Annotated in this window: 14 protein-coding genes; 9 read left to right on the forward strand and 5 right to left on the reverse strand. The window is 72.6% G+C overall.

The genetic code is table 11. From position 1 onward, the window contains the following. Positions 1–44: 44 nt before the first annotated feature. Both ACZ44S_RS20235 and ACZ44S_RS20240 read right to left on the reverse strand, forming a co-directional pair. Positions 45–917, reverse strand: a complete 873-nt coding sequence (locus tag ACZ44S_RS20235) for a universal stress protein (RefSeq protein ID WP_466931158.1) — start codon at positions 915–917, stop codon at positions 45–47. A 132-nt stretch (positions 918–1,049) separates the two neighbouring features. Next, positions 1,050–1,871, reverse strand: coding sequence for a universal stress protein (locus ACZ44S_RS20240; protein ID WP_466930937.1), 822 nt, complete (start codon positions 1,869–1,871; stop codon positions 1,050–1,052). A gap of 429 nt (positions 1,872–2,300) precedes the next feature. Here ACZ44S_RS20240 and ACZ44S_RS20245 point away from each other — a divergent pair, with 429 nt between their 5' ends. Further along, a complete protein-coding gene (locus tag ACZ44S_RS20245) occupies positions 2,301–2,813 on the forward strand; it encodes a flavodoxin domain-containing protein (RefSeq protein ID WP_466930939.1) in 513 nt (170 codons plus the stop codon). A gap of 33 nt (positions 2,814–2,846) precedes the next feature. On the opposite strand, the gene ACZ44S_RS20250 is transcribed toward ACZ44S_RS20245, so the two are convergent. After that, the gene (locus ACZ44S_RS20250; RefSeq protein WP_466930942.1) at positions 2,847–3,503 is read right to left on the reverse strand and encodes an OsmC family protein; all 657 of its coding nucleotides are present in this window, start codon (positions 3,501–3,503) and stop codon (positions 2,847–2,849) included. A 236-nt stretch (positions 3,504–3,739) separates the two neighbouring features. On the opposite strand from ACZ44S_RS20250, the gene ACZ44S_RS20255 reads away from it, so the two are divergent. From ACZ44S_RS20255 to ACZ44S_RS20290, 8 genes are all read left to right on the forward strand, one after another. Continuing rightward, positions 3,740–4,621 (forward strand): universal stress protein, encoded by an 882-nt coding sequence (locus ACZ44S_RS20255; RefSeq protein ID WP_466931160.1) that lies wholly within the window; start codon positions 3,740–3,742, stop codon positions 4,619–4,621. A 23-nt stretch (positions 4,622–4,644) separates the two neighbouring features. Continuing rightward, entirely contained in the window at positions 4,645–5,526 is an 882-nt protein-coding gene (locus ACZ44S_RS20260) for a universal stress protein (protein ID WP_466930944.1), read from the forward strand. Positions 5,527–5,628: 102 nt separating this feature from the next. Beyond that, positions 5,629–5,883 carry a lipopolysaccharide assembly protein LapA domain-containing protein gene (locus ACZ44S_RS20265; protein WP_466930946.1) on the forward strand — a complete coding sequence of 85 codons (255 nt, stop codon included), beginning with the start codon at positions 5,629–5,631 and terminating at the stop codon, positions 5,881–5,883. Between the two features lie 399 nt (positions 5,884–6,282). Then, complete coding sequence (gene acsA, locus ACZ44S_RS20270) at positions 6,283–8,073, forward strand: acetate--CoA ligase (RefSeq protein WP_466930948.1); 1,791 nt, start codon at positions 6,283–6,285, stop codon at positions 8,071–8,073. Further along, positions 8,070–9,158 (forward strand): pyruvate dehydrogenase (acetyl-transferring) E1 component subunit alpha, encoded by a 1,089-nt coding sequence (gene pdhA / locus ACZ44S_RS20275; RefSeq protein WP_466930950.1) that lies wholly within the window; start codon positions 8,070–8,072, stop codon positions 9,156–9,158. Before acsA ends, pdhA begins: the two co-directional genes overlap by 4 nt. Before the next feature lie 55 nt (positions 9,159–9,213). Beyond that, positions 9,214–10,161: an alpha-ketoacid dehydrogenase subunit beta gene (locus ACZ44S_RS20280; protein WP_466931162.1), complete on the forward strand. Its 948-nt coding sequence runs from the start codon at positions 9,214–9,216 to the stop codon at positions 10,159–10,161. Positions 10,162–10,163: 2 nt separating this feature from the next. Then, positions 10,164–11,561: a dihydrolipoamide acetyltransferase family protein gene (locus ACZ44S_RS20285; RefSeq protein ID WP_466930952.1), complete on the forward strand. Its 1,398-nt coding sequence runs from the start codon at positions 10,164–10,166 to the stop codon at positions 11,559–11,561. Next, positions 11,558–11,803 (forward strand): acyl carrier protein, encoded by a 246-nt coding sequence (locus tag ACZ44S_RS20290; RefSeq protein ID WP_466930955.1) that lies wholly within the window; start codon positions 11,558–11,560, stop codon positions 11,801–11,803. The genes ACZ44S_RS20285 and ACZ44S_RS20290 overlap by 4 nt, the downstream gene beginning before the upstream one ends. Positions 11,804–11,841: 38 nt before the next feature. Here the strand turns inward: ACZ44S_RS20290 and ACZ44S_RS20295 are convergent, their stop codons facing one another. Both ACZ44S_RS20295 and ACZ44S_RS20300 read right to left on the reverse strand, forming a co-directional pair. Further along, positions 11,842–12,888 carry an alcohol dehydrogenase catalytic domain-containing protein gene (locus tag ACZ44S_RS20295; protein ID WP_466930957.1) on the reverse strand — a complete coding sequence of 349 codons (1,047 nt, stop codon included), beginning with the start codon at positions 12,886–12,888 and terminating at the stop codon, positions 11,842–11,844. 90 nt (positions 12,889–12,978) lie between these two features. Beyond that, positions 12,979–14,460: a bifunctional aminoglycoside phosphotransferase/ATP-binding protein gene (locus ACZ44S_RS20300; protein WP_466931164.1), complete on the reverse strand. Its 1,482-nt coding sequence runs from the start codon at positions 14,458–14,460 to the stop codon at positions 12,979–12,981. Positions 14,461–14,486: the final 26 nt, after the last annotated feature.

Raw genomic sequence — 14,486 nt, forward strand, 5'->3', positions numbered from 1 at the left:
GCCGCCCCTGTCCTTGTCCCCACCGAATCGTGCGAGAGCCGGGGTCAGACGCGTTGCGGAACGACGGCGACCGGGCAGGGGGCGTGGTGCAGCAAGGTGTGGGCGACCCTGCCGAGCTGGAGGCCGGGATGGCCGTGCCGACGCAGGGCTCCGACGACGATCAGGTCGGCGTCGGCCGACGCCTCCAGGAGGACCTGACGGGGAGGGCCTTCGACCGGTGCGCGGGTCACGTCGACGTCCGGTTGTTCCTGCACCGCCTGGAGCAACGCCTCGTCGAGGGTGGCCGACGCGCGTTCCTGCTGCGCGGGCGTGCCGTCGTCCGCGGTCCGGTCGGCCGCGTCCCCGGATGCCGGGCGGCGCCAGGCCCGCACGGCGTGGAGGGTCGCGCCGCGTACTCCGGCCTCGCGCAGGGCGAACCGCACAGCCCCCAGACACTGGGGCAGATCACCGACCCCGACCACCACACGTCCGAAGGCTCCGTGCCGGTTCCGCTCCCCACCGCGGACCACGACGACCGGGCAGGCCGCCCGGGAGGCCACCCCGAGCCCCACCGACCCCAGCGTCAGCCCGGCCAGCTCGCCCCGACCCCGGGACCCCACGACCAGCGACCGGGCGTCGTGCCCGGCCGACAGCAGTGCCGACACCGGGTCCTCGGGGAGCACATCGCTCGACACCTTGACCTCCGGACGGCGCAAGCGGGCGCGCTCCGCTCCGGAGGCGATGATGTGCTGGGCGAGGACCTCGCCGGGGGGTCGTTCCCGGGAGAAGGACGGGACTCGGCCTTCGTACCGTTCCCACAGTGAGGCATGGACCAGCCGCAGGGGCCACCCGTGCCGCGCCGCCTCGTCCACCGCCCAGTCCAGCGCCGCGAGGCTGGAGTCCGAGCCGTCGACCCCCACCACCAGCGGACCTTCCATGGCCGCCACCCGCCTTCCGCTCCTGCCGCTCATGAGAGTCCCTGCAACAACCGTCGCACTGCCTGCGGCCCGCCGCGACCGCCGCACGACTCGGCTTCCGCCCTCCCTCCCGGTCCACGGGAGAGTGCCGGCTCACATCTGGGGGACGACCGCGACCGGACAGGGCGCGTGGTGCAGCATCGCGTGACTGGTCAGCCCCAACTGCAGCCCCATGTGTCCCTTGCGCCGACGCGCGCCGACTACCAGGAGGTCCGCCTCCGACGCCGCTTCCAACAGCGCCTGGCGGGCCGGTCCCTCGACCACGCGCCGGCTGACGGATGCGTCGCCGTACCGCTCGGCAGGGTCGCACAGGGCATCGTCGAGTACCTGTGCCGGCGGACGTCGGCGGGTCTCCAGGGCGTACCCCGTGGACGCCCGGGGCGCCGCGTGAGCACCGGCCGATGTGCTCCAGGCGTGCACTGCCACCAGCCGGCAATGCCGGGCACGGGCTTCGCGGAGCGCGAACCGGAGTGCTGTGCCGCTGGCCTCCCCCGCCTCGACACCGACGACGATGCTCCGGAACCGGGCGCCCCGGTGTTCGGCCGTTCCGCGCACCACGACCACCGGGCAGTCCGCCCGTGCCGCCACGGCCAGACCGACCGAGCCCAGGAGCATCCCGGACAGACCCCCGAGCCCCCGTGAACCCACCACCAGTGCGAAGGCGTTGCGCCCCCGGTCGATCAGGGCGGAGGCGGCATCCCCGTGCCGCACTTCGGTGGACAGCGGGACGGTGGGAGCGGTCTCCTCGACACGTCCTGTGGCGGCGCCGAGGACATCGGCCGTCTCCTCGCCCCGTCCCGCCGCATACAGCAGATGGAGCGGCACCGCGTGCAGTGTCGCCTCCTGCGCCGCCCAATCCACCGCTTCCAAACTCGCCTCGGACCCGTCGATCCCGACCACCAGGGGAATGGTCACCGCCCGCACCGCCTCTCGTGCCCGGTTCCGGATCCCTCGCCGCCTGCCCTCACTTCCAGCTTCGTACGGGGCGGTGTCCGCCGCCATGCCGTGGGAGAGGCGTCGGGACGATCGGCCCGGTTCGATGCAGCGCTCAGTGGTGCCGCCCTGGGCGGCCGCACCGATACTGGGATCAGATCATCGGTGAAGCCGTTCCCGGTGACCGGTCGCTCGACGCCCGTGCCCCACCCGATTCGCCGACAGCATCAGGGCGAACGCCCGCCGGGTGCTGCGGGGCCGCCCCGGCTCGACCAGCGTGGCCGGGAACCCCGGAGCCACCGGTGCCGTGGTGACAGCGGCCCTCGTCCGCCCGTCGGTGCGGCCGGCCGGTGGGTCTCCCCACAGCAAGCGGTCCCTCGGCGGCGGACACGACACAAGGAGGTGCTCCTCATGGACGTCCTCGTCGGTTACGCGACCGCCCACGGCTCCACCCGGACGATCGCCGAGCGGATGGCCGCCGTACTGAGCCGTGCGGGCCTGACGGCCGAGGCCAGGCCCCTGGAGGAAGTCGAGGACGCCGACGCGTACCGCGTGTTCGTCCTCGGCAGCGCCGTGCACGGGCAGAGCTGGCTTCCTCCGGCCAGGAAGTTCGTACGGGACAACCTGGAGGTGCTGGGCTCCCGGCCCGTGTGGATCTTCAGCGTGGGGATGCCGGCCGCACTGCGCGGTCCGTGGCGCCGTCTGGCTCCCAAGGAGCGGCAGGCCGTCGAGAACGGCCTGCCGCCGGATCTGCGGTACCGCGGTCACGGCCTGTTCTCCGGGGTCGTCGGACGCGACCAGCTCCCTCGCTCCGGCCGCGTCTTCTTCCGCCTGGTGGGCGGACGCTTCGGCGACTTCCGGGACTGGGAGGCCGTCGACGGCTGGGCGGCGGGCATAGCCGGGGAACTCCGCCCCGGTCCCTGAGGTCGGCCCGTCCCGTCTCTCACGGGGCAGAAGTCAGGCCTGGACCTTCTGCGAAGTCTCAGCCACCGCCTCGCCGGAGGAACACCGGACGTCCAGCTCGACGTCCGGTGCCTGCGCCAGTGTGTTGGTGACCGTGCAGTGGGAGACCACCGCGCGCAGCGCGGCCAGCCGCCGGGGTGGCAGGGAGGGCGCCTGTACCGTCAGGGCGAGACCCGCGACCCGGGCGGGCCGGTCGTCCGCCATGCGGTACTCGGCTCGGACCGACAGGCCCTCGCGTGCCACACCGTGACGGTCGAGAAAGCGCCCCGCGTAGTGCGCCGCGCACGAGGCGACCGCTGCCACGAAGAGCTCCACCGGGGTGGGGGCGGTGTCCTTCCCCCCGTCGGTCAACGGCTGGTCGACCGTCAGGACGTGGCCGCGGACCCGTATCTCGAAGGCGTCCCCCGCGATCGGCGTCACCTCGGCCGCTCCCGGCGGGCCCGCGGGCTCCCGCTCCACGACAGCCGCCTGGTACAGCAGCAACCCGGCCAGGCGTCGCGCTTCCTCGGCCGTCAGGGACGCCCACATCTCGCCTTCGTCGTACGGTGCACAGGAGGTGTCGACGACGACGCGCCCCATGGATGCCGGGAGTCCCGACGGGGCGAAACGGGTGACGCCGATGGTGCGACCGCAGCGCGTTTCCACTTTCATCTCGGCTCCTAGCCGGCTCGTTCCACCGTGTGAAGACCGGACACTTCAAGTAGACGCCGCGACGCCCTGGCTGCCCAGGTCCGTCAGGCCCTGCCACGCGGCAAAGGTCCCTTTCCGCCGTATGCGGGCAGAGACCGTTGGCCCTCGTTTGAAATGCTGTCCACGGCCCACTCTGGCTTAAGCACCCGCGGACAAGGGTGAGCGGTGCCGATAGCGATCCGCTGGAGGTGTTCACCATGCCGGTCGACGGACGCAAGCCGATCGTGGTCGGTGTCGATCCCGATCCGGACAGACTGGCGGCTGTCACCTGGGCCGCCGACGAGGCGGACCGGCGCCGTCTCCCCCTGACACTCGTGTACACGCAGGGCCTGCCGGTTCCCGGCTTCCGTCTGGAAGGCAGCCCTCCGTCGTGGGAGAAGTGGCGGGACGACCTGCACACGGAGGGCGACGACGTGCTCCGGCGCGTGGTCTCTTTCGTCGAGTCGCGCCGTCCCGGGGTGGACACCTCGGCCGTACTGGCCGAGGGGCACCCGGCATGGGTTCTGGCCGAGCACTCGCGCGACGCCGCGCAGGTCGTGGTCGGTTCCTGGCATCTCGGTACCGCACAGGAGCTGTTCGGCTCCGCCGCCGTCGCGCTGCCGCTGACCGCCCACGCCGCCTGTCCGGTGGTCGTGGTGCGGGAGGCGGAGCACACCGCCCAGCGGCCGCCGTACTTCGTCGTCGGCGTCGACGGCAGCCCGCACTCGGCCGCGGCCGTCGACCTCGCGTTCGAAGAGGCTTCACTGCGAGGTGCCTCCCTGCGCGCGCTGTACGTCTGGCACCCTCCGGTGCTCGGGGTGCTGGACGAGGATGCGGCGGTGCAGGAGTGCCGTCGGCTGCTGTCGGAGACGGTGGCCGGGCGCGGTGCCGCTCATCCCGGGGTGGACTTGCACCATGAGGTGGTCAAGGGGCACCCGGTGCAGGAGCTGATGACGGCTTCCGCCCACGCACTCGGCCTCGTGGTGGGTACGCGGGGGCTCGGCGGGTTTCGCGGCATGCTGCTCGGGTCCGTGAGTCAGGGTTGCCTTCACCATGCGCGCTGCCCGGTCGTCGTCGTGCCGCACGAGCGGGAGCGGTAGCAGGGTCCCGAGGAAGTGTTGCCATGGATCAGCCGGTGGTGGTGGGGGTGGACGGGTCCCCGTCGAGCCTGGACGCGGTGGAGACCGCTGCCCGTGAGGCCGCGCTCCGGGGCACGGGGCTGCGGCTGGTGCACGCCTTCGGACGCCGGTCCCCGCATGTTCCGCACGCCGGCCCGCCGTGGAACCCGGCCGGGACAGGGATACGCGAACTGGTCGACGGCACCCTCGCGGAGGCCGAGCGGCGGGCCCGCGACTCGGTTCCCGGAGTCGAGATCGACCGGGACGTCGTGCTGGGCGAGCCGACGACCGTCCTCGTGATCGCATCACGCACGGCCGCGCTGGCCGTGGTCGGCAGCCACGGCCGAGGCGCCGTCGGCGGCCTGCTGCTCGGCTCGACCGCCGGGCATCTCGCGGCCCACGGCCGCTGCCCGGTGCTGGTCGCGCGGGGACGGCGGGCCCCGGGCGGTCCGGTGCTGCTGGCGGTCGACGACGCGCCCTCGTCGGCACCGGCCGTCCACTTCGCCTTTGCCGAGGCGCGTCTTCGCGGCGTGGGTCTCGCCGCGGTGCACGTGTGCGCGCCCGGCAGCGCGGACGCCTACGACGGACCGGCGGACCCCCCTTTCGTGACGTACGACAGGGGCCACCTGCGGGACCATGCGGAGCACGTGATCGAGGCGGCGCTGGCCGGGGACGAGCAGAAGCACCGGGACGTCAGGGTGCAGCACCGCCCCGTCGTCGGCCGGGTACGCCACACGCTCATCCGGGCGAGTGAGGACGCAGGGCTTCTCGTGGTCGGTGCGCGGGGCCGGGGCGGGTTCACGGGTCTGCTCCTGGGGTCGGTGAGTCAGACCGTCCTGCGTCATGCGCGATGTCCGGTCGCGGTCGTCCGGGACGGCCCGGAGTGAACTCCGGCCGCCGACGCACGGCTTCGGTGGGCGAGCGCAGGGCGTGTTCCAGGATGCGGTTCTCGAGTCGCCGATGCGGACGGGCGGCCGGACAATGGGCGTATGGCGCGGAACACCGCACACGCGTACGGTCCGGCTACCGTGACGGTCAAGGGACGTGATGTCAGGCTGCGCACCATCGGCTTCGTGCTGCTCGCCGGCCTGGCCATCTGGTTCATAGCCGCCAACACGGAGTCGGTCACCATCAGACTCTGGGTCCCGACCGTCACGCTCCCGCTGTGGAGCGTGCTCACGGTCACGCTCCTCGTGGGCGTGGCCCTCGGCCTGCTCATGGCCCACCGGCGCGCCCGCCGGTGACCACCCGCCGAAGCGGCTCGGGGGTGACGTTCACCGCCAACCGGCCGGTCCGCGCATGCTCGGGTGGTCGGTGAGCCGGTCCCTACGACCTGCGGTCCCGCTCCGGACGCCGCCTTCTGCCGAGTGCGGACAGGGGCAGCCTTCCGCTCGACGTCACCGCCAGGGACATCGACCCCGTGGACCACATCCCTCGGCCGTTGCCGAGCACCTGCCGCGTCTCACCAGCCGTGTCGGCCCGTACCACGACCGGACGCGTCGCCCGCACCACGACCTCGAGTGCGACCGACGCCCTTCCCGACTGCGGCTGCCGCCGCCTCACGGACGTGATCCCGGCCGACGTGCGACCGGCGCAGTGCTCCGCGACCCTGGAAACCGAGGGCAGCGCCGCGAGGAGCACCTATGGACTGGGAAACGATCCACAAGGACACCGGAACCGTTGTTCCGCCCCGTCTCGCCGACTACGAAGAGGCCCGGTCGGCATTCACCTGGGATCAGGCGCGCGACGCTCTGGCCGGGCTGCCCGGCGGCGGGCTCAACATCGCGCACGAAGCGGTGGACCGGCACGCGGTCTCCGGGCGTGCGGACAAGGTCGCGCTGCGGTGCATCGCACGGGACGACGCCGTCACCGACGTCACGTACGGCGAGCTGGCCCGGCGTACATCCCGCTTCGCGAACGTGCTGAGGAGCCTGGGCATCGGCCGAGGGGACCGTGTGTTCACCCTGCTCGGCCGGTGTCCGGAGCTTTTCACGACGGTCCTGGGCACGCTGAAGAACACCAGCGTGCTCTGCCCTCTCTTCTCGGCTTTCGGCCCCGATCCCGTGGAGCAGCGACTGCGGCTCGGGGACGCACGGGTCCTGGTGACGACGGCGGCGCTCTACCGGAAGAAGGTGGCCGCCCGCCGGGACGCGCTGCCCGGTCTGGAGCACGTCCTGATCGTCGGGCCCGGTGCCGGGGAACTGCCCGGCACGCTCGCCTGGGAGGAGGCGACGAGCACCGCGGAGGAGGCCTTCACCATCCCCTCGACCTCGGGCGAGGACATGGCCCTGCTGCACTTCACCAGCGGCACCACCGGCAGCCCCAAGGGCGCCGTGCATGTCCACGAGGCAGTGGTCGCCCACCATGCCACGGCCGCGTACGCGCTGGACCTGCACCCCGGGGACGTGTACTGGTGCACCGCCGACCCGGGCTGGGTCACGGGCATGTCCTACGGCATCGTCGCCCCGCTGGCGCACGGCGTGACGGTGGTCGTCGACGAGGGCGACTACGACGCCCGCCGCTGGTACCGGATCCTCGGGGAGCAGCGGGTCACCGTCTGGTACACGGCGCCCACCGCGCTCCGCATGCTCATGCGTGCGACACCGCGGCAGGGCCCGTACGACCTGCCGCGCTCCTACGACCTCTCGGCGCTGCGTTTCGTCGCCTCCGTCGGAGAGCCTCTCAACCCCGAGGCCGTGCTGTGGGGCCGGGACGTGCTGGGCCTGCCCGTGCACGACAACTGGTGGCAGACGGAGACCGGTTGCATCATGATCGCGAACTACGCGGCCTGCGACATCCGGCCCGGCTCCATGGGACGCCCGCTGCCCGGCGTCGAAGCCACCGTGCTCAGGACCGGCGAGGACGGCCGCGCGCTGGTCACGGGTGGCCGGGTCACCGAGGTGGAGGGCCCCGATGAGGAGGGGGAGCTGGCGCTGCGGCCGGGCTGGCCGTCGATGTTCCGCGGCTATCTCCACGACAAGGAGCGCTACGACGCGGCCTTCGCCGACGGCTGGTACCTGACGGGCGACCTGGTACGCCGGGACGCGGACGGCTGGTACTGGTTCGTGGGGCGTGCCGACGACGTGATCAAGTCGGCCGGGCATCTGATCGGCCCGTTCGAGGTGGAGAGCGCGCTGATGGAGCATCCGGCGGTCGCGGAGGCGGGGGTGATCGGACGGCCGGACTCCGTGGCCGGGAACGTCGTCAAGGCCTTCGTGTCGCTGCGTCCCGGTGTCGAGCCCTCCGCCGAGCTGGAACGTGAACTGCTGGGCTTCGCCCGCCGCCGGCTGGGCCCGGCCGTCGCGCCCAGGGAGATGGCGTTCGACCAGAACCTGCCCAGAACCCGCAGCGGCAAGGTCATGCGCCGGTTGCTGCGTGCGCGGGAACTCGGCTTGCCCGCCGGCGACGTGTCGACTCTGGAGGGATCCGCATGAGCGCGGCCCGCCCCACCGCCCGTCCCCGCAAGGACGCGACGCCCCCGAAGCCCGGCCGAAGGACCACGACGGCCGGGCGGCAGGAGGGCATCGAACCGCCACGGACCGGCCGGTCGCACGCCGGGCACCGGACGGACCTGCTGGAGGGCATGCTGCGCATCCGGCGTTTCGAGGAGCGGTGCGTGGAGTTGTACAGCGCCGCGAAGATCCGTGGCTTCGTCCACCTCTACATCGGTGAGGAGGCCGTCGCCGTCGGCGTCAACGAGGCACTGACCCCCGAGGACGCGGTCGTCTCCACCTACCGCGAACACGGCCACGCACTGGCGCGCGGCCTCACGGCCGAGGCCGTCATGGCGGAGATGTTCGGGAAGGCGACCGGCTGCAGCGGCGGACGGGGCGGGTCCATGCACCTGTTCGACGCGCGTCGCCGCTTCTACGGCGGCAGCGCGATCGTCGCCGGCGGGCTCCCCCTGGCCGCCGGACTGGCCCTGGCCGACCGGATGCGCGGGCTGCCCCGCGTCACCTGCTGCTTCTTCGGCGACGGTGCCTTCGCCGAGGGCGCGTTCCATGAGACGGCCAACCTCGCGGCCCTGTGGAACCTCCCGCTGCTGCTGGTCTGTGAGAACAACCTGTACGCCATGGGCACCGCGCTCGCCCGGGAGCACGCGCAGACCGATCTGGCGATGCGCGCCGCCTCGTACGGCATGCCCGCCTGGGCGGTGGACGGCATGGATGTCGAAGCCGTCGAGCAGGCCGCCCGGCGGGCCGTCGAGGGCATCAGGGCGGGCACCGGACCGCATTTCCTGGAACTGCGCACCTACAGGTTCCGCGCCCACTCCATGTACGACCCCGACCGATACCGCGACAAAGCGGAGGTCGAGCGGTGGAAGTCCCGTGACCCGATCGGCCGGCTGACGGACCACCTGCGCGACAACCGCGAGCTGGACGACAAGGAGCTCTCCCGGATCGAGCGACGGATCGCCGAAGAGATCGACCACGCCGTGGAAGCGGCCGAGCAGGCCCCCGAGGAGCCGGTCGAGGATCTGCTCCGCCACGTCACCTCAGAGCGGCCCCCAGGGAAGTGATCCGATCGTGAGCACCCGCGGGACGACGTCGACGAGCACGACGTACCGGGAAGCGATGCGCGAGGCGCTGCGGGAGGCGATGCGCTCCGACGACCGGGTCTTCCTCATGGGCGAGGACGTGGGCCGGTACGGCGGTTGCTTCGGTGTCAGCCTCGGTCTGCTGGAGGAGTTCGGTCCCGACCGCGTACGCGACACCCCGCTCTCGGAGTCCGCGTTCGTGGGCGCCGGTATCGGTGCCGCCCTCGCCGGCATGCGGCCCGTCGTCGAGATCATGACCGTCAACTTCAGCCTGCTGGCCCTCGACCAGATCCTGAACAACGCCGCCACACTGCTGCACATGTCGGGTGGCCAGCTGCCCGTCCCCCTGGTCATCCGGATGACGACCGGCGCGGGACGGCAGCTCGCGGCGCAGCACTCGCACAGCCTCGAAGGCTTCTACACCCACATTCCCGGAATGCGCGTCCTCGCCCCGGCCACGATCGAGGACGCGCGCCACATGCTGTCCCCCGCGCTCGCCGATCCCGACCCCGTCGTGATCTTCGAGCACGGCACGCTCTACAACGCCTCCGGCGAGCCGGCTCCGCCGACCACCGCCGTGGACCTGGACCACGCGGCGATCCGCAGGCCCGGTACCGACGTCTCCCTCATCACGTACGGCGGTTCGCTGCCCAAAGTGCTCGCGGCGGCTCACCGGCTGGCCGACGAGGGCATCGACGCCGAGGTGATCGACCTGCGCACGCTGCGGCCGCTCGACGGCGCGACGATCGCCGCGTCCGTGGCCCGTACCCATCGTGCGGTGGTCGTCGACGAGGCGTGGCGTACGGGAAGTCCGGCCGCGGAGGTGTCCGCTCGCATCGCCGAGGAGTCGTTCTACGATCTGGACGCCCCCGTCGAGCGGGTGTGCAGCGCCGAGGTGCCCATTCCGTACGCCCGGCAGTTGGAGGAGGCCGCACTGCCGCAGACCGCCGACATCGTCGCAGCCGCACACCGGGTGGTGGACTGACCATGGGCGAGTTCACCATGCCGTCACTCGGCGCCGACATGGACGAGGGCACGCTCGTGGAGTGGCTCGTGGAGCCCGGCGCCGCCATCCGCAGGGGCGATCCGGTCGCGGTCGTCGAAACCGCCAAGTCCACGATCGAGGTGGAGTGCTTCGAGAGCGGGACCATGGGACAGCCGCTCGTGCGGCCGGGTACGACGGTACCGGTGGGGACGCCGCTCGCACTGATCGAGACGGGGGCCGAAGCACGCGGGGAGGGCGGGAAGGCCCGCCGGCCGCGGAGGGAGCCGCAGGGGGAACCCGAGGGTCCGCCCGCCTTTGAGCGCACTGGGCCCACCGTGGCCTCCGAGCCCGTCCGGGCCGGTGCGCCGGTGGTGTCCGGGGCGCGGGGTCGCGGCCACGTCGAGGCAGGCCCCTTGATCCGGCGCCTCGCGGAACAGGGTGGCGTCGATCTGGAGGCCCTCCCGGGCTCCGGGCCGGCCGGGCGGGTCACCCGTGCCGACATCGAGCGGGCGACGGCAGCGGCCGGCACCCGGCCCCGGCGTGCGCGGGCCACCCCCCTCGCCCGTCGACGCGCCGCCGAACTGGGCGTCGACCTGTCCGCGGTGACCGGCACCGGGAGGGACGCGGCCATTCGCGCCGAGGACGTGAGCAGGGCGGCCGCCGGACCCGCCGGCGCTCCCCCGCCTCCGCCCCGGACCGACGCCGTGGTGCATGCCTCCCACCCTCCCGAGGGCCGGGCGCCGGACATGCGCCGGGCGATCGCACGGCTCATGACCCGCGCCAACCGGGAGATCCCGCAGTACTACCTGTCCACCACCGTGGACATGTCGGTTTCCATGGACTGGCTGCACGACCACAACCGGCGCAGTCCGATGTCCGAACGGCTGCTTCCGGCGGTCCTGCTGCTGAAGGCGGCCGCCCTCGCGGCCCGTGAGGTGCCCGAGCTGAACGGTTTCTGGGTCGACGACCGCTTCGCCGCGGGTGAGGGCGTCCATGTGGGCGTGGCGGTCTCCCTGCGCGGCGGAGGACTCGTCGCTCCGGTCCTGCACAGGGCGGACACCCTGGATCTGCCCGCGTTGATGACCACCCTCAAAGATCTGGTCACCCGCGCTCGCACGGGCAGGCTGCGCGGTTCCGAGGTGTCCGGCGCCACCCTCACGGTCACCAACCTGGGCGACCAGGGAGTGGAGACCGTGTTCGGCGTCATCCATCCGCCGCAGGTGGCTCTCCTCGGCTTCGGACGCATCGTCGACCGGCCCTGGGCCGTCGGCGGGCTGCTGGGCGTACGGCCCGTCGTCACCGTCACCCTCTCGGCGGACCACCGCGCGACGGACGGCGCCGTCGGGGCCCGGTGTCTCACAGCGGTCGACCGTCTCCTGCAGAACCCGGAGGAACTGTGAACCGGACCGACGCACTGAACGTGGTCAAGGAGTCGATCACCCAGGTCGTCCCCGACGCCGACCTGGACACGCTGGGCCCCGACGACATGTTCCGGGAGGCGCTCGAGATGGACTCGCTGGACTTCCTGTCCTACATCGAGATCCTCGGCGAACGTACCGGAGTGCGCATCGAGGACGCGGACACACCACGGCTCACCACGCTGTCCGGCAGTGCGGACTTCCTCGTCGCCCATGGGCCGTGAGAGGCGACCCCGTCGCCGGCCGCGGACCGGGTGACCGGCTACCGCGACGGTTCCGGCATCTCGCGGAGGAGCACGACCTTGAGGGCACCGGTGTCCGGTCCGTGAGCGAAGACCTCGTAGGCGTCCTCCATGCGCTGGAGAGGGAACCGGTGGGTGACGAGCGGGAAGACCGTGAGCCGTCCGAAGGCCAGGAGGTCGAGCAGCCACGGCGTGGAGGAGGTGTCGACCTGGCCCGTGCTGATCGTGACGTTCTTGCGCCACAGCGCCTCGAGATGGAGGGTGGCGGGTTTGCCGTGCATGCCGATGTTGGCGATGTGCCCGCCGGCCCGCACCACGCGGGTCGCGAGGACGAAGCTGTCCGGATCGCCCGCGGCCTCGATGACGACGTCGGCGCCGGGCCCCTCGGACAGGTCGGAGACCATTCTCCCGGGCAGTTCGGCGGCATGGGCGCCCATACGGGTGGCGGATGCCAGCCGGGACGGCGACAGGTCCACCGCGATGACCCGCCGGGGCGAGTACAGGCGGGCGAGAACCACCGCGGCGAGGCCCACCGGACCCGCGCCCACCACGACGACGGTGTCACCCGGGCCCACATGTCCGTTGCGCACCCCGACCTCATAGGCGGTCGGGAGGAGTTCGGCGAGCAGGACCGCCTCGTCGAGCGGGAGGTACGGGGGCCGGCGGTGTGTGGAGGAGTCGGCGAAGGGGACGCGGACCAGCTCGGCCTGCGTCCCGTTGATCTCCCGGCCCAGGATCCATCCGCCGCCGCCCCGGCACTGTCCGTACATGGCGTCGCGGCAGGGAGGGCAGTTCCCGCAGGCCGACACGGAGGAGACGATCACCTGGTGTCCGGGGCGCCTGGTGCGCACCCCCCGGCCGACCTCCACCACCTCGCCCACGGCCTCGTGCCCGAGGACCGTTCCCGGCTTCACCTCGGGGAGGTCGCCCCGCCGGATGTGCAGATCGCTCCCGCAGACGGTGGTCGCGTCGACGCGTACGATCGCGTCGGTGTCCGCCTCGATCACGGGATCGGGAACCGTGTCCCACGAGGTCCGCCCGGGGCCGTGATGGACGAGTCCGCGCATGGCCGCTCCCTCGCTCGCCGTCTCCTCACCACCGTCACCCGCCAGAGACTCCCGGGCAACACGGGGGTGCCCGCACTGCTCCCCGTCGTGTCAGTCCGGCAGCATGTAAGGGCGGCGGAAGACCGGCGCCGGGGCCGTGCGCCACGGGTGTACGGCCGCCAACGCCTGGGAGACCGCCGCTTCCAGGGGGCCGCCGGTGTCGATCGCGACGGCCTCGGGCCACGGCGGCTCCTCGGCCGCCATGGCGGCGGCCACGGCGCTGTCCGCATCGGATACCGACGTACCCGCGGTGCGGGAGCCGAGGCGGGCCTCGGCCACTTCGCCGGGGACCCGGCAGTGCAGGGCCACCAGATCCGCACCGGTGCGTTCGGCGGTGCGCAGGGCCGCTTCGCGCTGCCCCTCGTGGGACCAGGTTGCGTCCAGGACGACGGACTCCCCCGAGGACAGGAGGGCGGCCGCACGGTCGAGCAGTTCGGCGTACGTCCTGGCGGTCCACTCCTGGGTGTACAGACCTTCGCCGTAGCGGGCCGCAGCGGACTGCTCCACGGGGATGCCGGCCAGTTCCTTGCGGAGGCGGTCGCTGCTGAGCAGGGTCACCCCGAGGCGGTCCGCCAGGGCTCCGGCGAGCGTGGACTTCCCGCTGCCCGGCAGCCCGCCCACCAGGGTCAGACCGACGGCGGAGGCGCGCAGGTGCCGCAGGGTCGCCGTGACGAGCCGCCGGGCCGCCGCCCCGGCACCGGGTGCGCCCTGGCGTGACTGGATCAGGGAGACCTTGGCGCGGACGAACGCCCGGTAGGCCACGTAGTGGTGCCACAGCGAGGGGGGCGCGGGGTCGCCGGAGTACTCGCTGTACCGGGTGAGGAAGTACGCGGCGGATTCCGGGGAGCCGAGCTGCTCCAGGTCCATGGCGAGGAAAGCGGCGTCGTCCAGGCCGTCGACGTGTCGAAGGCGGTCGTCGAACTCCAGACAGTCCAGGATGCGGGGGCCGTCGTCGAGGCAGAAGACGTCCTCGGCCAGCAGGTCGCCGTGGCCGTCGACGACGCGTCCCTCCCGGATCCGTGTGTCGAACAGTTGCTCACGGCCCGCGAGGTACCGGCGCACCAGCCGCTCCACCTCGTCGACGCCGTCGGGCAGGGGGATCTCGTCGGCCAGGGCACGGACCTGAGCGAAGCTCGCCTCCCACCTGGACGACAGCGCGTCGCGGCTTCCCTGCGCGTCCACCTCCGGGCCTCGGGGAGCGTCCGCGTGGCGTGCGGCGAGCTGACGCGCCACGGATCGCAGGACGTCGTCCACGGCGGCCCCTTCCCGTACCAGCCGGGACAGGCGGCGGTCCGCCGGCATGCGGCGCATCACGACGAGCGGCTCGGCGTCGTCCGTGTGCGGCAGGCGGATCTCTCCCAGGCCCAGGTAGACGTCCGCGGCGAAGCGGCGGTTGAGGGCGACCTCCCGTTCGCAGGCGGCCCTGCGGGCCGTCACCGCCGTGTAGTTGAGGAACTTCAGATCGACCGGCTTCTTGATCTTGTAGGCGTGGTGGCCGAAGAGGAGCACGATCGCGGTGTGCGTCTCGTGCAACTCCGCGCGGGGGAACGTGACACCGT

It is taken from the genome of Streptomyces malachitofuscus (assembly GCF_055571035.1).